This is a genomic window from Streptomyces sp. NBC_00178, from assembly GCF_036206005.1.
Taxonomy (GTDB): domain Bacteria; phylum Actinomycetota; class Actinomycetes; order Streptomycetales; family Streptomycetaceae; genus Streptomyces.
In genome coordinates this window covers 6,861,189-6,880,273 of record NZ_CP108143.1, presented here as the reverse complement: position 1 = coordinate 6,880,273, position 19,085 = coordinate 6,861,189, and the positions used below count along the sequence as shown (strand labels likewise).

Genomic DNA, 19,085 nt, shown 5'->3' with positions numbered 1-19,085 from the left:
ATGGCCGATTCCCCGCCCCGGGGTCTTGCCTCACTCCCCCGTGGGCTGTCAGCGGCTCGACGGGGTACCTAGCATGGGCGCTCACGGACACCGACTTCTTCTCTTTGAACCGCGAGGGGCTGGATGAGCAACGGGGACACCTCCATTCCGAAGAACATCGATGTGAACGTGCCGAGCGTCGCGCGGATGTACGACTACTACCTGGGCGGAAAGGACAACTACCCCGCCGACCGGGTCGCGTGCGAGGAGCTGCTCGAGGTGGTCCCGAGCACCAAGGTCCTCGCGGTGAACAACCGCCGCTTCCTCCGCCGCGTCGTGCACCATCTGGCATCCGAGTACGGGATCCGCCAGTTCATCGACCACGGATCCGGCCTGCCGACCCAGGACAACGTCCACCAGGTCGCCCAGCTGGTCGATCCCGGAGCCCGGGTCGTCTACATCGACAGCGACCCCATCGTCCTGGCCCACGGCAGGGCCATACTGGAGGAGAACGACCGGACGGCGGTCATCCAGGCGGACATGCGTGACACCGAGGGGATCTTCGGCCACCCCGAGGTGACCCGGCTGATCGACTTCGACGAGCCGGTGGCCGCACTGTTCGTGTCCGTGCTGCACTGCATCCCGGACAAGGACGATCCGGCGGGACTGATCCGCCGCGTGGCGGACCGCCTGGCGCCGGGCAGTTTCCTGGTGGTGTGTCAGCTGGTGAGCGAGGACGCGGCGACCCGCGACTTCGTCACGGACTTCATGGCCAAGAGCACCGGGGACCAGTGGGGACGCGTGCGCCGCGAGGACGACGTACGGGAGTTCCTCGAAGGCCTGGACGTGCTTGAACCCGGCCTGGTCGAAGTCTCCACCTGGCGGCCGGACTCCGACCTCGCGCCGAAGCAGGAGACCCGGGAGTGGATCGAGTACGGCGGTGTCGGCCGCAAGTGGTGACATCCCCCGGACGACGTGCCGGGGGTGCGGCGGGCGCTCAGGTGTAACGCTCGAGCGCCCGCCTCAGCAGTTCCCTGCTCGCCGCCGGACTCGGGGACTGTGCGCTCAGGGAGTCCAGGATCCACCGGTACTCGTCCGTGCTCTCCTGCTTGTTGACCGACGTGGCGTTGGTCAGGTGCTCGATGTAGGCGACGTCGGGGAGCCCGTCCATCGCGAAGCGCAGATACGTGATGCCGTTGCCGGGAGAGGTGTGGGCGGTCACGTCGAAGGGAGCCACCTGCACGATCACGTGGGGCAGCTCCGTCATCTCCAGCAGATGGACCAGCTGCTCCCGCATCACGGCCGCGCCGCCCGTCGGACGCATCAGCACGGCCTCGTCCAGCAGCACCCAGAGCTTCGGGGCGTCCCGGCGGTGCAGCAACTCCTGCCTTCTGAGCCGTAGTTCCACCCTTCGTCGGGTGACCTCCTCGGATTCGAGGGCGTGCCCGGAGCGCACCACGGCGTGGGCGTAGGCGGCGGTCTGCAGAAGACCCGGGATGTAGTGGCCCTCGTACGTGCGGATGGACGCCGCGGCCTCTTCCAGGCCGACCAGGGGCTCGAACCAGTCGGGGAGCACATCGGCGTAGCTGCGCCACCATCCGCGCTGACCCGCCCTGCGGACGAGGTCGATGAACTCGTCGGTCATGGCCGGGTCGGTCACGCCGTAGAGCGCGAGGAGATCGACGGCGTCGCGCTCCTTGCACGGCGAGTGGCCGGTCTCCATACGGCTGATCTTCGCCGTGGAGCACCGGATCCGGCTCGCCGCCACCTCGGGCGTGAGTCCCGCCTCGCCCCGCAGCCTCCGCAGCTGCGCGCCCAGGACCAGACGCAGTGCGGTGGGACTCGCCCCGGGGGCCGGCGCGAGCGTGGGCCTCCGTGACGGATGCAGCGGTTCGATGCCGGGCATGCGGGCTCCTGAAGGCGGACGTATGGCGCCAGTCTGCCATCAGGAGCCCCGGGAGGGGGCAGATCACTCGAAGTGCGGTTGATTTTCGGCCTGTCGGCGCGGCCGGGTTTCGGCCGACGCCTCCGTGGAGGCCTCCCCGCGGCCGATGAGCCGTCAGCCCGCCAAGCCGTCGAAGTCGCCGTCCCGTACGCCGGCGAGGAAGGCGCGCACCTCGTCGCCGGTGTACACGAGCGCGGGCCCTTCGGGGTGGCGGGAGTTGCGGACCGCGATCTCGCCGCCGGGCAGCAGGGCCATCTCGACGCAGTTCCCGCTGGGATTGCTGTGATGACTCTTCCTCCACTCCACGCCGGTCAGGGAGTTGGCGGGAACGCCGTTGTCGATGTGCTGCATGCGGTTCATTCCTTCTCGGCCGTCTGCTCGGTTCCTCGCTGGCGCGACTGTCGGCGCCTGCCCGCGGGGTGGACGGACGTCTCCCGCTCACACCGCCGCATGCAATTTCGGATGCAATTGCATGCGGTTGCGCGGACGGCGAGGATACTAGTGGCCGCCGGGCCCCCAAGGACACCTCGCACCGGCCTTCGCCGCAGGGCGGTCAGCGTTCTTGCACACGGAGAGCACATTTCGCGGCCGAGTCGAGGAGGGCGTGTGCGCCCGAGGGGGATCCGCTCGCACGGCCGGCTCGCGATCCGGTGATCCCGGCGCCTGGTTCACCGCACGCGGCGGGGAAGCGGATCCGCGCGCCCTGGCCCCCCGCGCCACGCCCGAACGCCGGTCTGCCCGAAGACGAGCCGGTCCTCAAGTACCCGTACTGCGCGGGGCGGAGGGTTTCCTGGAGCGAGGCCCAAGCATGCGTGTCCGCGACGCGCCGAGCAGGTCGTGGGGCCGGTCGCGGGCCCGGCCCGTACGGGGAGGACCGGGCGGGCGAGGACTCCCGTGGCTCCGGAGCCCGGCGGTCAGAGTCCGGCGAGCGCCATCCACGCCTCGGCCAGCAGCGCGTGTCCGAGCGGAGTGGGATGGACGCCGTCACCGGCGATGTGCGCGGGCCCGCCCGCGGCCCGCGCCGCCTGGTTGAGCAGTCCGTCGGCGGCCAGCAGCGAGGCGTCGAACTCCTCCGCCAGCCTGCGGACCGTCTGGATCCTGGGATCGAGATCCTCGCGCCAGGCCCACTGCTCCTCCCGCACCGGGATCAGGAACGGCTCGATGAGGACGAGCTGGGTGTCCGGCCTCTCCCGCGCCCGGGTGAGGACGGTGCGGTAGTCGTCCTCGTACGCCTCGATCGTGCTGATCTCGCCGGAGTCGTAGCGGCGCCAGGTGTCGTTCACACCGATCAGGACGGACACCACATCCGGTTCGAGATCCGTCGCGTCCTCACGCCACCGGGCGCGCAGGTCCGAGACGCGGTCGCCGGACACACCCCGGTTGAGGAACGTGATGCCGTCGTCCGGACGGGCGGACCGCACGCGGTCGGCCACCGTGCGGACGTAACCGCGGCCGAGGGGTTCGTCTGGGTCCATCAGCCGGCCCACGTCCGTGATGCTGTCCCCCTGGAACAGGACGACTGGCGAGCCGTGCAGGCTGATGGTCACGCGACGCTCCGTTGGGTGGGAACCAGTGGATACCACCCTTGATTCTGCCCGCCGCAGCCCGGACCAGGCCTAACGCGCCGCGGCCGGGACACGCATGGTGCTGAAGTCGAGCACGCGGCCGGCCTCCAGCAGGGTCTCCTCGGCCACCCGCCGCACCTCGGCCGGGACATCGCCCTGCTCCTCCACCAGCCCGGCGTAGATCGGCGCGTCGGTTGCCTCTGCGAAACTCACGTGAAACTGCCTAACGATCGGTTGTGCCCGCCAGTCAGCGGAAACGGCAGCCGAGTGTACGCGTCGCCCGCCGAAGGCCTCCGGGCGACCCCGGCGACCCGGTCCGGGCCACGGAAAACCCGGTTGCCGGCCGGTGGGGCGGGCTGCGAGGCTGTCGGCACCGAAGGGGTGTAGCTCAGAGGCCAGAGCGCCGGTCTCCAAAACCGGATGCCGCAGGTTCGACTCCTGCCTCCCCTGCCGCTCGTCCCGCCCTGCACGAGCGTTTCCCCCACCCCGGGCCGGCGGGGGAAACGCTTCGCCGCTCGGTCACTCGATGACGAGCTCGACCTCGATGTTGCCGCGCGTGGCCTTGGAGTAGGGGCAGAAGGCGTGCGTCGCCTCGACCAGGCGGCGGCCGGTCTCGCCCTCGAGCGCCTCGGGCAGCTCGACGCGCATGACGACCGCCAGGCCGAAGCCGGTCTCGTCCTTGCCTATCGAGACCTCGGCCGTCACGGAGACGTCCTTGGTGTCGACCTTCATCTCGCGGGCGACCTCCTTCATCGCACTGGCGAAGCAGGCCGCGTAGCCGGCGGCGAAGAGCTGCTCCGGGTTGGTTCCCTCGCCGTTGCCCCCGAGAGCCGGAGGCATCGCCAGAGCCAGGTCGATCCTGCCGTCCGAGCTCACCGCCCGGCCTTCGCGGCCGTTGGCGGTTGCGACAGCGGTGTACAGCGCGTCCATGGGGAGACCTCTCTCGTACGACGTGACCGTGGGTCGATCACTTGCAAGAGAGTGACACACAATTCAATTGTGCACAAGTAAATGACGGGCGGCGCGCTATCCTGGCCTCATGACGCCGCCACCTGACGCACCAGCTCCCGACGTGCCGGACGCCGACATGCTGCGCCTGGACCACCAGGTGTGCTTCTCGCTGCAGGCGGCCTCCCGCGCCTTCGGCGGCGTCTACCGGGAAGCCCTGAAAGACCTGGGGCTCACCTATCCGCAGTACCTCGCGATGATGGTCCTGTGGGAGCGCGGCCCCCTGCCCGTCAAGGCGATCGGTGAGCGGCTGCACCTGGACTCCGGGACCCTGTCACCGCTGTTGAAGCGTCTGGAGTCCGCCGGACTCGTCCGACGCGAGCGCGGTCCCGAGGACGAGCGCTCCGTGACGGTCCACCTCACGGACGCCGGTTCCGGACTGCGGGAGCGGGCCCTGCCCGTCCCCCGGGCGATCCTGCGGGCCACGGGCATGTCGGTCCAGGAGGTGATCACCCTGCAGGAGACGCTGCGGCGGCTCACCGCAGCCCTCGACCACGCTGGCTGACCCGCCCCGCGGCGTCGTGTCCGGGGCGCGCGGGCAGCGCTCGCCGGAGCTTCGCCGCCGAAATATGATGCAGGGACTATCGCAACGCGGAGCGGCCCATGAACCGGCGTCGAACTCCCCGGTCGGCGAGCGCCGAGGACCTGCTCAGCACCCTGCAGCATCTGACTGCCCGGGCCCGGCAGGAAGTGGAACTGCACCAGGCACGCGTCGAACTCGCGCAGGCCCTGCAGCGCAAGATGCTGCCCGCGACGCTTCCCTCCTTCCCGGGTCTCCGCACCGCCGCCCGCTACGCACCCGCGCGGGACGGGCTGGACATCGGCGGCGACTGGTACGACGGATTCCTCCTCCCGGACGGGGCACTCGGGCTCGCCATCGGTGACGTCCAGGGGCACGACGTGGAGGCGGCCGCCTTCATGGGACAGATCCGGATCGCGATGCGTGCCGTCGCCAGTTCGGCGCCCGATCCGGGCGAGGTCATGCGGCGCACGAACGACCTGATCATGTCCATGGACTCCACGCTCTTCGCCACCTGCTCGTTCCTCCGCCTCGACCCCGCGACCCGGGAGCTGCGCAGCGCCCGCGCCGGCCATGTCGCCTGCGTCTGGGCGACCGCCGACGGCCGTTCGGGGGTCACCGCTGACGCGGGAGGCCTTCCGCTGGGCATAGAACCGCGTCAGGACTACCCGGTCACCCGGCGCGACCTGACGGTGGACGGAGCCTTCGTCCTGCTCACCGACGGTGTCGTCGAGGGTCCGTCGCTGACGATAGACGCCGGCCTGGACCGCGTCCGGCGCCTGGTGAGCGACCACTGCCTCGCCGACGCCGAGGAACTGGCGGACCGAGTGCTGCAGGCGGCCGTGCTCACCGGCCACGAGGACGACGCCGCCGTACTCGTCCTGCGGCACGGCGCGGCCGCGCTCTGACCGGGCCGACGACCGGCCGAGCGTGTCACGACCGCCCCGCCGCCGCGGGCGGTGTCTGATGAGGTGCGTGATCCGCAGCGAGGAATCCAGACGCCGGGCCGTGATCGTCGCGCAGATGCTGGGCATCGCCGCCGTCTACTACGGGTCCGGGCAGCTCGGGCTTCTCCGCGAGGTCCAGGTCCAGAGCTCGGTGGTCACCCCGCTGTGGCCGCCGTCCGGTATCGCCGTCGCGGCCCTGCTCCACCTGGGTGCCCGCATCTGGCCCGGGATCGCCATCGGCGCCCTGGTCACGGTGCTCTCGATGAGCGACAGCCCCACTTTCTGGGGAGTCGCCGTCGCGGCGGGCAGCGCCTTGGCCCCGCTGTGCTCGTTCCTCGCGCTGCGGGCCGTGGGGTTCCGTCCCGAGCTGGACCGGCTGCGCGACGGGGTGGCGCTCGTCTTCCTCGGCGCCCTCGGTGGCATGACCATCAGCGCCACGGTGGGCGCGGGAGTCCAGTGGCTCAGTGGAGGACTCCCCGGTGACCAGTTCTGGCAGGTCTGGTCGGCCTGGTGGGCGGGTGACGCGATGGGGGTGCTCACGGTCACCCCCCTCCTGCTGGTCCTGCGGAGACTGCGGCGGCCCCGGCTGGACGACAGATGGGCGGAGGCCACCGCGCTCGCGGTCGTGACGGTCGCCTCGACGGCCATCGCGACCATGAGCGAGCTGTCCATGCTCTATCTCGTCTTCCCGGTACTCATCTGGGCCGCCCTGCGTTTCCAGCTGCCGGGCAGCGCCCCGTGCGCACTGCTGATCTCCGTCGTGGCGATCATCGCCGGTACCGATTCGGCCGGGCCGTTCGCCAATCACTCGGTGCTCGAGGTCATGTTCAACCTGTGCATCCTCAACGGCTGCGTGGCGCTCACCGCCCTGCTGCTGGCCGCGATCGTCACGGAGCACAACAACATCCGGCACGAGACGGAGGTGGCCTGCGAGGAACTGGCCGCCCTCGTGGAGGAACTCGCCCCGCGTCCCGTGCGGGAGGGCGGGCCGGACACGCCGCAGGCCGAGCCCGGCTGAACGCCGCCGGGACCGCGCCCCCGTCTCAGGCGGCGCGGGGGAAGTGGCGGGCCAGGAAGTCGTTCCGGAACGTGCCTGCGGGGTCGTACCGGCGGGTCAGCCGCTCGAAGTCCGCGTGGTGGCCGTACAGCTCGCGCAGTGCGGCGGGCGGAGTCGTGAACACCTTGCCCCAGTGCGGCCTGGCACGGAAGGGAGCGAGGGCTTCCTCGATGATCCCGAGGACGGGGGTCACCGCCGCGGTGTCCGGCACCCAGGTGAAGTGGAAGGCCACCGAGTCACGGCCCTCGGCCGGGCTGAGCCACAGGTCGTCGCGGGCCACGGTGCGTATCTCACCGATCTGGAGCAGATGCGAGAAGCGCTCCCGGACCCGGTCCAGGGCCTCGTAGGCCGCTACGGCGTCGCGCCGGTCGACGAAGTACTCGGATTGCAGCTCGTCGCCGTTGCTGGGCGTGAATTCGAGCCGGAAGTGGGGAAGGCGCGCGTGCCAGGGGCCGGGGACGCCGTGCTGCTGCGTGCAGTGTTCCGCCGCCATGCCGGGCACCGGATGCCGGGGACCCCCGGCGAGCTCCGCACCGTGCCACGTCTGCGGGGCACTGCGGGGCCCCTGTTCGTCGACCTGCCGCTTGAGCCACACCTGGTCGATGGCTCCGCCGTGCCATCCGGTGAACAGGCTGACGCTGTAGGCCTCGGACATCACCTCGTCGAACCGGCCCAGGAGCCTGTCCTGCGGGAGCCCCTCGTACACCCATTGCTGGACTTCGAACGCCGGCACGAGGTCCAGGGTCAGACGGGTCACCACCCCCAGGGCCCCCAGGGAGACCACCGCGCCGGCGAAGTCGGCGTCCCCCCGCTCCAGGGAGACGAGCCGGCCGTCGGCGGTGACGAACTCCAGGGCCCTCACGGCACCGGGGAGGGCGCGGTTGCCCACCCCCGAGCCGTGGGTCCCGGTGGCGCAGGCACCGGCCACGGAGATGTGGGGCAGCGAGCCCAGGTTGTGCAGGGCGAAGCCGCTGCGGTGCAGTTCGCCCGTCAGCTCCCCGAAGCGCAGCCCGGCGCTCACCGTCGCGGTCGCGGCGTCCGTGTCGATCTCGACGGATCGGGGCAGCCCGGCCACCGAGACGAGGTCGCCCGTCGTGTCGGCCACCGTGTTGAAGGAGTGGCCGGTGCCCAGCGCCCGCACCGCACTTCCCGCGGCCACGACGTCCTGGAGTTCGGCCACGGTCGCGGGTGTGTGGAGACGCTTCGCGCCGAAGGTGATGTTGCCGGCCCAGTTCGTCTGCCGGGCGGACGGGGCGTGCGCCGATTGGTCGATCATGCTCCGGAGCTTACGCCGCGCCGGTCGGGGGTCTCAGGGCTTGCGTCCCACCCCGCAGACCGCGTGACTCGACGGCGGATCCGCTCCGCTGACGGGATCGGGCCGCCACCGCGACGTCCGGACGACGCCGGGCTCGACCAGTTCGAGCCCGTGGAAGAATTCGGCGATCCGTGCCGGGCTCCGCAGGTGGTACGAGCTCGCGGAATGGGCGTTGTACGCCTCGATGGCGCGCGTCATCCTGTCGCTCGTGTCCGTCCCGTCGGCGAGGACCAGGTGGCTTCCGGACGGAAGGGCCGCCAGCAGACGCCCGACCAGCCCCCACGGGTCCTCCTCGTCGGGCAGCTGACCCATGATCCCGAGCAGTGTCAGACCCACGGGTTCGCCCAGGTCGAGGGTCCGGGCCGCTTCCCGCAGGACGAGGGCGGTGTCGCGCACATCGGCGTCCACGTAGGCACACGCGCCCTCAGGGGTGCTGGTCAGGAGCGCCCGGGCGTGGGTGAGCACCAGCGGGTCGTTGTCGACGTAGACGACCCGCGACTCGGGGGCCATCCACTGAGCGACCTCGTGGGTGTTGTTCGCGGTGGGCAGCCCGGTTCCGATGTCGAGGAACTGCCGGACTCCCGCCTCGCCGGTCAGGTGGCGCACGGCGCGTGCGAGGAAGGCCCGCTGATCCCGCGCGATGCCCGCGATGTCGGGGAATGCCTCGATGATCATCTCGCCGGCCTCGGCATCGGCGGGGTAGTTGTCCTTGCCGCCCAGCAGGTAGTTCCAGACGCGGGCCGAGTGTGCCCGGTCCGTCTGCAGCCGGTCGGTGGGCGGCTCTCGGTCATCGCTCATGTGTACCCCTCACACCCACCTCGTCCGCGGGGAACCGGTGCGCGTCCGGGACAGCGGGACGGTCAGTACGGCAGAGGCCTGCCGGACGGTGTGCGCAGGTCGAGCGGGGGCGGCCCCGTGGGGGGCTGCGGACGGCGGACGATCTGGATGCGGCCCACGGCCACCACCTCCTCCAGGTAACCCGGTATGTGCCCATCCGGCGGCGCTTCACACGTCGCGGCCCCCTCGGGACCGCGACGGCGAGCTCGCGGATGCGGGGCGGGCGATGTGCGGTGACCCTGGACGGGTGGGGGAAGCCGAGCCTAGGAGGACCCGCATGTCCGCGATGGACAAGATCAAGAAGATGCTGAAGGGCCACGAGGACCAGGCCGGGAAGGGCGTCGACAAAGGCGGCGACATGATCGACGACCGGACCGGGGGCAAGTACGCCAAGCACGTCGACACCGGCCAGGACAAGCTCAAGCAGCAGCTCGGCAACGAATCCGACCGGGACGACCCGCATCGTTCCTGACCCGTACCCGACCGGCCGAGGCGCCACCCGCTCCAGCGGGTCGGCGCCTCGGCCGCGTCCGGGTACGCGGCGCCGGATCCCGCGGCCGCCGATCCGTCGGGGGCCGGACGCGGCCACGCGAGCACGGAACCGGGAGCGGATTTCGAGCACGTGACCGGATTACTGTTATCGTCCCCGCCGCACGGCGTCTCCCGAGTGTGGGAAGTGACGGAACAGGATCCCGGAAGAGTGAGCACAGCATGGGCGAGGCACGCGAGACGGCGTTGATCAAAGCGGCTCAGAAGGGAGACGCTCAGGCACAGGACGCGCTCGTGGCGTCCTATCTGCCGCTCGTCTACAACATCGTGGGCCGTGCCCTCAACGGGCACACCGATGTGGACGACGTGGTCCAGGACAGCGTGCTGCGCATGCTCAACGGCCTGCCCTCACTCCGCTCCCCCAAGAGCTTCCGGTCCTGGTTCGTGGCCATCACGATGAACGAGATACGCGGGCACTGGCGTCGGCGCGGGTCCGGGGACATATCCGCGGACCCCATGGAGGACGCGTACGACGTCGTCGATCCCGCCGCCGACTTCGTCGAGCTGACGATCGTCCGGCTGGGCCTGACGGGACAGCGCCGGGAGGCCGCCGAGGCCACCCGGTGGCTGGACGAAGAGGACCGGGAGCTGGTGTCGCTCTGGTGGCTGGAGACGGCCGGCGAGCTGACCCGGGCCGAGGTCGCGTGCGCCCTCGACCTCTCGCCCCAGCACACCGCTGTGCGCGTCCAGCGGATGAAGGAGCGGCTCGAAGCCGCCCGGATCGTGGTCCGCGCTCTCACGGCCGAACCGGGCTGTGTCCTCCTCGAGGACCTGACGGCCCGGTGGGACGGGACGCCCTCCGCCCTCTGGCGCAAGCGCCTGGCGCGGCACGCACGTGAGTGCACGGTGTGCGCGGGGCACCGCTCGGGCCTGGTTCCGGCGGAGGGCCTCCTGGTCGGACTCGCGCTGGTACCCGTGGCGGCGTCGGTCGCAGGCCCTGCGACCGACATCCTGCCTGCGGCCTTCCTGCCCGTGGCGGGAACCACCGCCCTGTCGGGTCCCGGCCGGGCCGAGCGACGCCGGGACGGGGCTCGCCGGCGGCGGCGCACCACGGTCGTGGCGGGGCTGGTGGCGGTCGGCGTGCTCGGGGCGGGCGGGGCGGTCGTCCACCTCTACACGGACGACGACGGTGAAGGACCGTCGACCGCCGTCTCTCCTCTCAGCGGCCCCTCGGACACGGCCACGTCTCCTCAGTCCCCTTCGGTATCACCCTCGCCGTCAGCGTCGTCGGCCTCACCGTCACCGTCGCCCTCCGCGAAACCGTCCGCGTCCCCGAGCCGCAGCGCGTCGCCGACTCCCCGCAAGGCGCCGAAGCCGCGCACGCCCTCCTCCGCGCCCGCAGCCGCGCCGAAGCCGCCGCCGGCCGCGCCGTCGGTCGCAGACGAGGTCGTCGACCTGGTCAACTCCGAACGTTCCAAGGCTGGTTGCTCACCGGTGACGAGCAACAGCAAGCTCACGACCGCCGCGTCCCGGCACTCGGCCGACATGGTGGCGCGGGACTACTTCTCCCACACCTCGCCGGACGGCACGGACCCGGGCGCCCGTATCACCGCGGCCGGATACCGGTGGAGCACGTACGGCGAGAACATCGCGAAGGGCCAGCAGACCCCGGAGGCGGTGATGGAGGCCTGGATGAACAGCGAAGGACACCGGGCCAACATCCTCAACTGTGCCTTCAAGGAGATCGGGATCGGCCGGGAGGACTCGTCCGGGGGGCCGGTCTGGACACAGAACTTCGGCACCGCGCTCTGACGGGCGGCCGACCGGCACGTACGACGGGTCAGCAGGTGACCGGCGGCAGGGAGATCACCACGCAGGACGCCGACGACGTGTCGTCGGCAGGGTCGGCGCCGTCCGGGGACAATGCCGTACGGGCGGCCTCGACCGCGAACCGACCGAGGCTGAGCCGCGACGGCGGGACCTTGAAACCTGCGGTGGCGACGGCGCTGTCGACGAGGTCCGCGAAGGTGCGGACGACGGTGCCGCCCGAGGCCGTGCAGCCGGGGCGAGAGCCCGGTCGCGATGGTGCCGACCGGCAGGCTCGCGGTGACCTCGGCCGAAGTGGCTCTGCCCGGACCGGTGTTGGGGACGTCGGTGTGGAGCCGATGGAGGCCGGGAGCACCGACACACTGTTACCGGAGTAGTCGGCGACGTACACACGCGAGCCGTCGGGCCACACCGCGAGACCACGGGGGTTACCGCTGACGGGAATCCGGGGCATGGGCGCGGCACCCACGACCGGCGCGGGTCGTCGCCCGTGCACCGAGCAAGCTGTGCGAGAAGGTGCAGCACGTACAGAAGGGCGCGAGGCCCGTCGGTTGTGCGCCGGGCGTGCGAGCGGGCGGCGCGCGGGTGCGCGTCCTAGGATTCGGCGCATGATCGCCGAACTGCAGTGTGTGGTGCTGGACTGTCCTGATCCGGCGCTGCTGGCACGCTTCTACGCCGAGTTGCTCGGCGGAACGGCCGACCGGCCCGACGGACGATGGGCCCTGAGTGAGGAGTGGGCCACCGTCCACACCCCGACGGGCTTCGTCCTCTGTTTCCAGCGGGTCCAGGGGTACCGGCCCCCGCAGTGGCCGGACCCCGCCCACCCCCAGCAGTCCCACCTGGACTTCGGTGTCGCCGACCTGGACCGTGCGACGGAACTCGTCCTGGGTCTGGGGGCGGCCCTGCTCGACGGGGGGCCGGACACCCGGGGCTGGCGGATCTTCGCGGATCCGGCGGGGCATCCGTTCTGCCTGGTGCGCCACTGAGGGGACAGGGCGGCACCCTCGGGCGCCCGGGCGGATCCGGGCGCCCGAGGGCGCGGTGTCAGCGGCCGATGACCGTCAGCGCGGCGCAGGTGCCGCTCACCGCGCCGACGGTCAGGACGGACAGGGCCACGCAACGCGCCCTGAGCCGGTCGTAGCGTGCGGTGTACTCACCCCGGAGTTCGACGGCGCGACCGGCGATCCTGGTGAGTGTGTCCCTGCAGAGCGCCACCCTGTCCGTGACGTAGACGCGCTCGACGTCCTCGCGCTGGGCGGTGGTGAGCCAGGGCAGTGCGTCGGTGAAACGCCGTGCCTGGCGGCGCGCCTCGTCGACCTCGGCGTTCCAGAGGAGGTAGCCCTCCACCTGGGCAAGGCCCCGGGCACTCTCCTTGTCGGGTTTCACACCGTCCTCCTCTCCACGGGCCGGAGCCCCGGGTCTCTATTCCTGCTTGTCCCCGGGAGCGACCGTGACGGACTCGGAGGGGAGGTTCGTCGCGTCCTCGATGGCCCGGACTCCCGGGTAGTGCAGGTCGAACGCCGGCGATTCGGACCTGATCCGCGGAAGGGTCAGGAAGTTGTGACGCGGCGGCGGGCAGGACGTCGCCCATTCGAGGGAGCGCCCGAAGCCCCAGGGGTCGTCGACCTCGATCTGCTTGCCGTACTTGGCCGTCCTCCACACGTTGTAGAGGAAGGGCAGCATCGACAAGCCGAGCACGAACGAGGCGATCGAGGAGACCGTGTTCAGGGCGGTGAAGCCGTCGACCGCGAGGTAGTCCGCGTACCGGCGGGGCATGCCCTCGGCGCCGAGCCAGTGCTGCACCAGGAAGGTGCCGTGGAAGCCCAGGAACAGCGTCCAGAAGGTCATCTTCCCGAGCCGCTCGTCCAGCATCTTGCCGGTGAACTTCGGCCACCAGAAGTGGAACCCGGCGAACATCGCGAAGACCACGGTGCCGAATACGACGTAGTGGAAGTGCGCGACGACGAAATAGGAGTCCGAGACGTGGAAGTCGAGCGGGGGCGACGCGAGGATCACCCCGGTGAGACCGCCGAAGAGGAAGGTCACGAGGAATCCGATCGACCAGAGCATCGGTGTCTCGAAGGACAGCGAGCCCTTCCACATGGTGCCGATCCAGTTGAAGAACTTCACACCGGTGGGTACCGCGATGAGGAAGGTCATGAAGGAGAAGAACGGCAGCAGGACACCGCCCGTCACGTACATGTGGTGCGCCCAGACCGTGACGGAGAGCCCCGCGATGGCGATCGTGGCGCTGATCAGTCCGACGTAACCGAAGATCGGCTTTCGGCTGAACACCGGGATGATCTCGGTGACGATTCCGAAGAACGGCAGGGCGATGATGTACACCTCCGGGTGGCCGAAGAACCAGAAGAGGTGCTGCCACAGCAACGCGCCGCCGTTCGCGGCGTCGAATACGTGGGCGCCGAATTTACGGTCGACTTCGAGTGCGAAGAGCGCGGCGGCCAGGACCGGGAAGGCCAGCAGGACCAGTACAGCGGTCAGCAGGACGTTCCAGACGAAGATCGGCATGCGGAACATCGTCATGCCGGGGGCGCGCATGCAGATGATCGTGGTGACGAAGTTGACCGAACCGAGGATCGTGCCGAACCCGGAGAAGGCCAGACCCATGATCCACAGATCGGCGCCGATGCCGGGCGAGTGCACCGTGTCGGTGAGCGGGGAGTAGGCGAACCAGCCGAAGTCGGCAGCACCCTGGGGCGTGAGGAAGCCGGCCACCGCGATGAGCGAGCCGAAGAGGTACAGCCAGTACGCGAACATGTTCAGCCGCGGGAACGCCACGTCGGGCGCGCCGATCTGCAGCGGCATGATCCAGTTCGTGAATCCGGCGAAGAGCGGCGTCGCGAACATCAGCAGCATGATCGTGCCGTGCATCGTGAACGCCTGGTTGTACTGCTCGTTCGACATGATCTGAATGCCCGGCCGAGCCAGCTCGGCCCGCATCACGAGGGCGAGGATGCCACCGAAGAGGAAGAACGCGAACGACGTGAGCAGGTAGAGCGTGCCGATCGTCTTGTGGTCGGTGGTCGTCAGCCACCGGATGACCACGTTCCCCGGCTGCCGACGCCGCACAGGAAGTTCGTCCTGATAGGCGGCATCGGCTTCCAGCGATGCTGAGGGGCCCCTCGTCGTCACTGCGGCACTCCTTCGGTCGACGGCCGATTGCTGACTCGGCGACCAGGATGGACTCCGCGCGGCGGCGACGCCTGCCATCTCCCTGTGCACTGCACCAGTGGCTGGCAAAGGACACTCCATTGGCCGACAGCCGCGATACCGCTGTTGACGCGCCCGCTCCCTCAGCCCTCCGCCCAGGCACGCATCGCGTCCCGCGACCGGAAGTCGGCCACGTTCTTGTCGAGCGGGTGGTCGGTGTACTGGTGGATGCGCCAGTCGGCCTCCACCCGTGGTTCGCCTGCCGTGCCGTAGTCCGCGATCCAGAGCCCGTCACCGGCGTACGAGCTCGTGTCGTGGGTGCGCCAGAAGGAACGGTTGCAGTACAGCAGGACACGGTGACGCGGCTTCAGCCTCTTCACCTCACGGATGAAGCGGTCCTTGTCCGTGCTGCTCGCACGCGTGCCCTCGCCCGTCTCCTCCCAGTCGACCGCGAGAAGGTCGCCGGGCTTGTCCGGAGCCCCCTCGACGAAATGCGCGGCCTGCTCCTTGGCGTGTCCGGGCCACAGGAAGTGATAGAAACCGACAATGCAGTCGGCGTCACGGGCGCGCTTCACCTGGTTCTTCAGTCTCGGATTGACATAGGTGCGGCCCTCGGTCGCCTTCACGAAGACGAAATCCACGTCGTCCGTGTCGAAGTCGGTCTGATAGGCGCTGACGTCGACCCCGTGCAGCACGGGCTCCACCTCCAAGTGGGGGACACTCATTCCGCTTGTCTCGTCCATACGTGCCCGGCCGCGGAGCAGCCATCCGTCGCACGGCCGCAGAACCGATTCAGCGGGCACGGAATAGTGTCCTGCCGCTCCGGGTTGGTGATCCGGCGAGACCCTTTCACCTCACGCATTCGGCATCGGAAGGTCGTAATCATGAAGATCGGCATCATCGGGGCGGGCAACATCGGCGGCAACCTGACCCGGCGGCTCACCGCTCTGGGTCACGATGTCGCCGTCGCCAACTCCCGCGGGCCGGAGACGCTCGCAGCGCTCGCCGAGGAGACGGGAGCCACGGCGGTCCGTTCAACCGAAGCCGCGCGCGGGGCGGACGTCGTGGTGGTGACCGTCCCGCTCAAGTCCGTTCCCGGCCTGCCCGCGGGCATTCTCGACGGAGCCGCGGACGGAGCGGTGTTCATCGACACGGGCAACTACTACCCGCAGCAGCGCGACGGGAGGATCGCCGCCATCGAGGACGGACTGACGGAGAGCCGGTGGACCGAGCAGCATCTGGGCCGTCCGATGATCAAGGCGTTCAACGGGACGTACGCCCAGGACATCCTGGACAACGCCGTACCGCACGGCACTCCCGGCCGGCAGGCGCTTCCGGTTTCCGGTGACGACCCCGCGGCCAAGCAGGTCGTGCGGGACCTGATCGACGAGCTCGGTTTCGACACCGTGGACGCCGGTGGCCTCGACGACTCGTGGCGCCAGCAGCCCGGCACGCCCGCCTACGGAAACCGGGGCGACGTCGAGGCCATCACCAAGGCCCTGGCGGAGGCATCGCCGGAGCGCACCGCCGAGTGGCGCGCCTGAGGCCGCACGCCGTACGGACGTGGTGCCCGTCCCGGGAGGGACCGGGTGCGGGCACCCTCGCCGTCGCCTCGGCCGGATGCCGGGCCGGTGACCGCCTCGCGCGGCCTCGGACCAGCCGCGAGGCGTCAGTCCCGGGCAGGCAGGCTGTCCATGAACGAGCTGACCGAGAACACCGCGCGGCCCGCGCCCGCCGGGCCGTATCCGGGCGGCGATGACAGGCCGTACTCCTCCATGGTCGAGCGGTACGCGTCGAGCAGCCTGATGTGGTACTCGAGGGGCGCGCCGTCGGGATTCGTCCTGCCGAGGGGTGTGGTGGGCTCCGGGCACCAGGTGGTGAAGCGCGGGGTGATGCCGTGCGACATGAAGAAGCGGAGGCCTTCGGTGGTCGACGCGATGGCTTCGTCGACGGTGGTGAAGCCGAAGGGCTCGGCCATCTCCACTCCGGCGACGAAGTTGGGGATCACGTTCCGGGCGCCGAAGACGTCCGCGGAGTCGAGGATGCGGCGGTGCCACTCGTCGCGGCCGACGTAACGCTCCTTGCCCGGGCAGTAGAGCTCGAACAGGCGGCGGTCCCACACCTCGTAGTTGGGGTGGTAGATCTGCACGCCGTGGTCGTGGAAGCGCTGGACGTCGTCCTTGGGGAGCGCCTGGGCGACCACCTTGCCGATCCAGCGTCCGGGGAAGCGCTCCTCGATGGCCCGGGCGTACTGGCCGTAGAAGTCGGCCTCGTCCTTGCCCTGGAGGTGGGAGGTGATGGCGCCCCCGGTGAGCGTGTAGGCGGTGGTCGTGCGCGCGGCGTCGTGGCGGTCGATGATGTCGAGCGCCTCCAGCACCTCCTCGACGTCCTTCACCCCGGTGTAGGGGCGGCCCGCCGCCTTGTGCTGGCGCCAGTTGTGGTTGATGTCGCAGTACTGGCACTCCTCCTTGGCGCCGAAGTACTGGCACACGCGGAAGACCGTGAGGTAGACGAGGTAGCCCCACTGGATCGTGGGGGCCACCTCCATCACGGATTTTCCGTTGGAGAGCGTGTGCCGGTAGTAGTCGGGCATCGGGGGCAGGCCCACGTCCGAGATGCGGGCGCCGTCCAGGTACAGGCCCAGGACTCCGTCGGGCCCGGCGGCCACGCGGTAGGGCGAGGCGGGATTGACGCGCACCGACACCACGGTGCGGCGCAGGTCGTACGGCCCGCCGGTGAGCACGATCTCCTCGGGGGGCCGCCGCAGGGCGGCCGCTCCGAGCTCGGGCAGGGTGCCGTGGTCGAAGGAGAAGATGAAGTAGGACTTCGGCTTCACGTCCCCGTCCTCGTTGTCGCTGAGGGCGGATTCGTCGAACGCCATGCCGCCGCGCAGCAGGTCCTCCTTGATGACGGCTTCTCTCGGCACGTGGGGGAACCGCTCCATGAGCCGTTCCACCAGGCGTGTCCGCTCGCCCGAGACGGCGGCGGGTCGGGTGGAGCCGGAGTCGGCAGGGCTTGGCATGTACGGGCTCCTCGGGTCCGGTGTCATGGACACTGTTGCGTGTAGGCCACACTGTCCAACGAACCAGCACCGTCAGGCGTTCGCAGATGACCCGTCCGGCTTCCCTCGGGTCGCGCCGGCCGAGGACAGGAGTGACCCCATGCCCCGCACCATGTCCGTGTCGGACAGCATTCTGATCCGGGCCGATCCCTCCCACGTGTACGACCAGCTCAGCGATCCCACCGCGATGGGGAGGTGGAGCCCCGAGAACAGGGGTGCGCGGGTGCTCGGCGAGCACCGCGGCCCGTACGTCGGGATGGTCTTCGAAGGCCGGAACAAGCGCGGCTCCTTCCGCTGGACGACCCGCTGCACGGTCACCGCCGCCGACCCCGGCCGGCGGTTCGCCTTCCGCGTGCACGCGATCGGGGCGCGGCGCCCACGGCTCCGGGCGCCCATCGCACTGTGGGAGTACCGATTCGAAGCGGTCGACGGTGCGACGCGGGTCACCGAGACGTGGACGGATCACCGGCTTGCGTGGCCTGATTTCCTCGCCGACGCGTTCGACCGGCTGGCGACGCGGGGCCAGACGTTCGCCGAGTTCCAGCGCGGGAACATCCGTACGACACTGAACCGCCTGAAGGCCGTCCTGGAGCAGGACGCCGGACTCGCTCCGGAGGACTCGCACCGTGGGTGAGACCTGGGTCGGTCTGGAACTGGACGTGCGCCACATCGACGTGGACCGCTGGGCGCCGTACACCGACCGCTGCCGATCGGCCGGCCTGATGCTGACGACGTACGCGGAACTCGGTGACACCCCCTCGAACCGTCGTCGCCTGTACGAGCTCAACAGGGACTGTGCCGCCGACATCCCGGGCCGGGGACTCTTCTACACGTACGAGGAGTACGTACGGGAGCGCGTCGACGTGCCCTCGTTCGATCCTCGCGGAGTCGTACTGGCCGTAGCGGGTGACGGCGCCTGGGCGGGCATGGCCGCCACCTCGGACCGGCGGGCGTCGGGATGGGTGTTCAACGAAATGACCGGGATGCGGCGGGAGTACCGGCGCGCGGGCGTCGCCGTCGCCATGAAGGTCCACGGAATCGGCTTCGCCGAAGTGTGCGGCGTACACCGCGTGCGCACCCTGCACCACGCCGCCAACACGAGGGCCATCGCCATGAACCGGATGCTGGGCTACGTCGATGTCGATGCCGGGGAGTCCACCGTCTGACCCTGTGCGCGTGCCTGTGCCTGTGTTGTCTGTGCCTGTGCCCGCCAGGCGCGTCCCGCTGTCCTTGTCAGTCGCCCGTGCTCGCTGAGGATCTGCTCGCGGACACCGCCGCGCGAAAGGCGGTCGGCCTCTCGCCGAAACGTCTCAGCAGGTCGCCGAGGCGGCGGTGCGGTGCGGTGTGCTGTGCTGCGGACGGGC

The 19,085-nt window shown here is 70.2% G+C and carries 21 protein-coding genes and 1 tRNA gene; 11 read left to right on the top strand and 11 right to left on the bottom strand.

From position 1 onward, the window contains the following. Positions 1-123: 123 nt before the first annotated feature. Positions 124-939 carry an SAM-dependent methyltransferase gene (locus tag OHT61_RS30245; RefSeq protein ID WP_329042567.1) on the top strand — a complete coding sequence of 272 codons (816 nt, stop codon included), beginning with the start codon at positions 124-126 and terminating at the stop codon, positions 937-939. Between the two features lie 37 nt (positions 940-976). On the opposite strand, the gene OHT61_RS30240 is transcribed toward OHT61_RS30245, so the two are convergent. The 4 genes from OHT61_RS30240 to OHT61_RS30225 form a co-directional block, all read right to left on the bottom strand. Continuing rightward, complete coding sequence (locus tag OHT61_RS30240; protein ID WP_329042566.1) at positions 977-1,885, bottom strand: helix-turn-helix domain-containing protein; 909 nt, start codon at positions 1,883-1,885, stop codon at positions 977-979. Positions 1,886-2,038: 153 nt separating this feature from the next. Beyond that, on the bottom strand, positions 2,039-2,275 hold the full coding sequence (locus tag OHT61_RS30235) for a DUF397 domain-containing protein (RefSeq protein WP_329042565.1): 237 nt from the start codon (positions 2,273-2,275) through the stop codon (positions 2,039-2,041). Between the two features lie 563 nt (positions 2,276-2,838). Continuing rightward, complete coding sequence (locus tag OHT61_RS30230) at positions 2,839-3,471, bottom strand: SGNH/GDSL hydrolase family protein (protein ID WP_329042563.1); 633 nt, start codon at positions 3,469-3,471, stop codon at positions 2,839-2,841. A 69-nt stretch (positions 3,472-3,540) separates the two neighbouring features. After that, on the bottom strand, positions 3,541-3,702 hold the full coding sequence (locus tag OHT61_RS30225; RefSeq protein WP_329042562.1) for a hypothetical protein: 162 nt from the start codon (positions 3,700-3,702) through the stop codon (positions 3,541-3,543). A 164-nt stretch (positions 3,703-3,866) separates the two neighbouring features. On the opposite strand from OHT61_RS30225, the gene OHT61_RS30220 reads away from it, so the two are divergent. Continuing rightward, positions 3,867-3,939: transfer RNA gene (locus OHT61_RS30220), tRNA-Trp, on the top strand. A 69-nt stretch (positions 3,940-4,008) separates the two neighbouring features. Here the strand turns inward: OHT61_RS30220 and OHT61_RS30215 are convergent. Beyond that, the gene (locus OHT61_RS30215; protein ID WP_329042561.1) at positions 4,009-4,419 is read right to left on the bottom strand and encodes an organic hydroperoxide resistance protein; all 411 of its coding nucleotides are present in this window, start codon (positions 4,417-4,419) and stop codon (positions 4,009-4,011) included. A gap of 109 nt (positions 4,420-4,528) precedes the next feature. Between OHT61_RS30215 and OHT61_RS30210 the strand changes: the two genes are divergently transcribed. The 3 genes from OHT61_RS30210 to OHT61_RS30200 all read left to right on the top strand — a co-directional run bounded on the left by OHT61_RS30210 (position 4,529) and on the right by OHT61_RS30200 (position 6,982). After that, positions 4,529-5,002: a MarR family winged helix-turn-helix transcriptional regulator gene (locus OHT61_RS30210; RefSeq protein ID WP_329042560.1), complete on the top strand. Its 474-nt coding sequence runs from the start codon at positions 4,529-4,531 to the stop codon at positions 5,000-5,002. Between the two features lie 98 nt (positions 5,003-5,100). After that, positions 5,101-5,925: a PP2C family protein-serine/threonine phosphatase gene (locus OHT61_RS30205; protein WP_329042559.1), complete on the top strand. Its 825-nt coding sequence runs from the start codon at positions 5,101-5,103 to the stop codon at positions 5,923-5,925. A 67-nt stretch (positions 5,926-5,992) separates the two neighbouring features. Continuing rightward, positions 5,993-6,982, top strand: coding sequence for an MASE1 domain-containing protein (locus OHT61_RS30200; RefSeq protein WP_329042558.1), 990 nt, complete (start codon positions 5,993-5,995; stop codon positions 6,980-6,982). Between the two features lie 25 nt (positions 6,983-7,007). Here the strand turns inward: OHT61_RS30200 and OHT61_RS30195 are convergent, their stop codons facing one another. Beyond that, positions 7,008-8,297 (bottom strand): FAD-binding protein, encoded by a 1,290-nt coding sequence (locus tag OHT61_RS30195; protein WP_329042556.1) that lies wholly within the window; start codon positions 8,295-8,297, stop codon positions 7,008-7,010. Between the two features lie 33 nt (positions 8,298-8,330). Continuing rightward, positions 8,331-9,134, bottom strand: coding sequence for an SAM-dependent methyltransferase (locus tag OHT61_RS30190; RefSeq protein ID WP_329042555.1), 804 nt, complete (start codon positions 9,132-9,134; stop codon positions 8,331-8,333). A 316-nt stretch (positions 9,135-9,450) separates the two neighbouring features. Between OHT61_RS30190 and OHT61_RS30185 the strand changes: the two genes are divergently transcribed. The 3 genes from OHT61_RS30185 to OHT61_RS30175 all read left to right on the top strand — a co-directional run bounded on the left by OHT61_RS30185 (position 9,451) and on the right by OHT61_RS30175 (position 12,475). Next, positions 9,451-9,645 (top strand): antitoxin, encoded by a 195-nt coding sequence (locus OHT61_RS30185; RefSeq protein WP_329042554.1) that lies wholly within the window; start codon positions 9,451-9,453, stop codon positions 9,643-9,645. Positions 9,646-9,884: 239 nt separating this feature from the next. Beyond that, positions 9,885-11,474: a sigma-70 family RNA polymerase sigma factor gene (locus OHT61_RS30180; protein WP_329042553.1), complete on the top strand. Its 1,590-nt coding sequence runs from the start codon at positions 9,885-9,887 to the stop codon at positions 11,472-11,474. 623 nt (positions 11,475-12,097) lie between these two features. Continuing rightward, a complete protein-coding gene (locus tag OHT61_RS30175) occupies positions 12,098-12,475 on the top strand; it encodes a VOC family protein (protein ID WP_329042552.1) in 378 nt (125 codons plus the stop codon). A gap of 58 nt (positions 12,476-12,533) precedes the next feature. Here OHT61_RS30175 and OHT61_RS30170 read toward each other — a convergent pair whose 3' ends face one another. The 3 genes from OHT61_RS30170 to OHT61_RS30160 all read right to left on the bottom strand — a co-directional run bounded on the left by OHT61_RS30170 (position 12,534) and on the right by OHT61_RS30160 (position 15,355). Continuing rightward, positions 12,534-12,875, bottom strand: a complete 342-nt coding sequence (locus OHT61_RS30170) for a hypothetical protein (RefSeq protein WP_329042550.1) — start codon at positions 12,873-12,875, stop codon at positions 12,534-12,536. Positions 12,876-12,911: 36 nt separating this feature from the next. Continuing rightward, positions 12,912-14,642 (bottom strand): aa3-type cytochrome oxidase subunit I, encoded by a 1,731-nt coding sequence (gene ctaD, locus OHT61_RS30165; protein WP_329042548.1) that lies wholly within the window; start codon positions 14,640-14,642, stop codon positions 12,912-12,914. A 161-nt stretch (positions 14,643-14,803) separates the two neighbouring features. After that, complete coding sequence (locus OHT61_RS30160) at positions 14,804-15,355, bottom strand: glycoside hydrolase family 25 protein (RefSeq protein WP_329042547.1); 552 nt, start codon at positions 15,353-15,355, stop codon at positions 14,804-14,806. Between OHT61_RS30160 and OHT61_RS30155 the strand changes: the two genes are divergently transcribed. Then, entirely contained in the window at positions 15,347-16,204 is an 858-nt protein-coding gene (locus tag OHT61_RS30155) for an NADPH-dependent F420 reductase (protein ID WP_329042546.1), read from the top strand. The two genes, OHT61_RS30160 and OHT61_RS30155, sit on opposite strands and share 9 nt — an antisense overlap. A gap of 125 nt (positions 16,205-16,329) precedes the next feature. On the opposite strand, the gene OHT61_RS30150 is transcribed toward OHT61_RS30155, so the two are convergent. Next, the gene (locus OHT61_RS30150) at positions 16,330-17,682 is read right to left on the bottom strand and encodes a radical SAM protein (protein ID WP_329042544.1); all 1,353 of its coding nucleotides are present in this window, start codon (positions 17,680-17,682) and stop codon (positions 16,330-16,332) included. Between the two features lie 139 nt (positions 17,683-17,821). Between OHT61_RS30150 and OHT61_RS30145 the strand changes: the two genes are divergently transcribed. Continuing rightward, a complete protein-coding gene (locus OHT61_RS30145; RefSeq protein WP_329042543.1) occupies positions 17,822-18,355 on the top strand; it encodes an SRPBCC family protein in 534 nt (177 codons plus the stop codon). Then, a complete protein-coding gene (locus OHT61_RS30140; protein WP_329042541.1) occupies positions 18,348-18,887 on the top strand; it encodes a GNAT family N-acetyltransferase in 540 nt (179 codons plus the stop codon). Before OHT61_RS30145 ends, OHT61_RS30140 begins: the two co-directional genes overlap by 8 nt. Positions 18,888-19,085 lie beyond the last annotated feature (198 nt).

Coding starts and splice junctions, on each gene's coding strand:
- OHT61_RS30215 (WP_329042561.1), bottom strand. CDS start 4,419: ATGGACGCGCTGTACACCGCTGTCGCAACCGCCAACGGCCGCGAAGGC.
- OHT61_RS30150 (WP_329042544.1), bottom strand. CDS start 17,682: ATGCCAAGCCCTGCCGACTCCGGCTCCACCCGACCCGCCGCCGTCTCG.
- OHT61_RS30145 (WP_329042543.1), top strand. CDS start 17,822: ATGCCCCGCACCATGTCCGTGTCGGACAGCATTCTGATCCGGGCCGAT.
- OHT61_RS30235 (WP_329042565.1), bottom strand. CDS start 2,275: ATGCAGCACATCGACAACGGCGTTCCCGCCAACTCCCTGACCGGCGTG.
- OHT61_RS30245 (WP_329042567.1), top strand. CDS start 124: ATGAGCAACGGGGACACCTCCATTCCGAAGAACATCGATGTGAACGTG.
- OHT61_RS30175 (WP_329042552.1), top strand. CDS start 12,098: ATGATCGCCGAACTGCAGTGTGTGGTGCTGGACTGTCCTGATCCGGCG.
- OHT61_RS30205 (WP_329042559.1), top strand. CDS start 5,101: ATGAACCGGCGTCGAACTCCCCGGTCGGCGAGCGCCGAGGACCTGCTC.
- OHT61_RS30240 (WP_329042566.1), bottom strand. CDS start 1,885: ATGCCCGGCATCGAACCGCTGCATCCGTCACGGAGGCCCACGCTCGCG.
- OHT61_RS30180 (WP_329042553.1), top strand. CDS start 9,885: ATGGGCGAGGCACGCGAGACGGCGTTGATCAAAGCGGCTCAGAAGGGA.
- OHT61_RS30190 (WP_329042555.1), bottom strand. CDS start 9,134: ATGAGCGATGACCGAGAGCCGCCCACCGACCGGCTGCAGACGGACCGG.
- OHT61_RS30210 (WP_329042560.1), top strand. CDS start 4,529: ATGACGCCGCCACCTGACGCACCAGCTCCCGACGTGCCGGACGCCGAC.
- OHT61_RS30185 (WP_329042554.1), top strand. CDS start 9,451: ATGTCCGCGATGGACAAGATCAAGAAGATGCTGAAGGGCCACGAGGAC.
- OHT61_RS30195 (WP_329042556.1), bottom strand. CDS start 8,297: ATGATCGACCAATCGGCGCACGCCCCGTCCGCCCGGCAGACGAACTGG.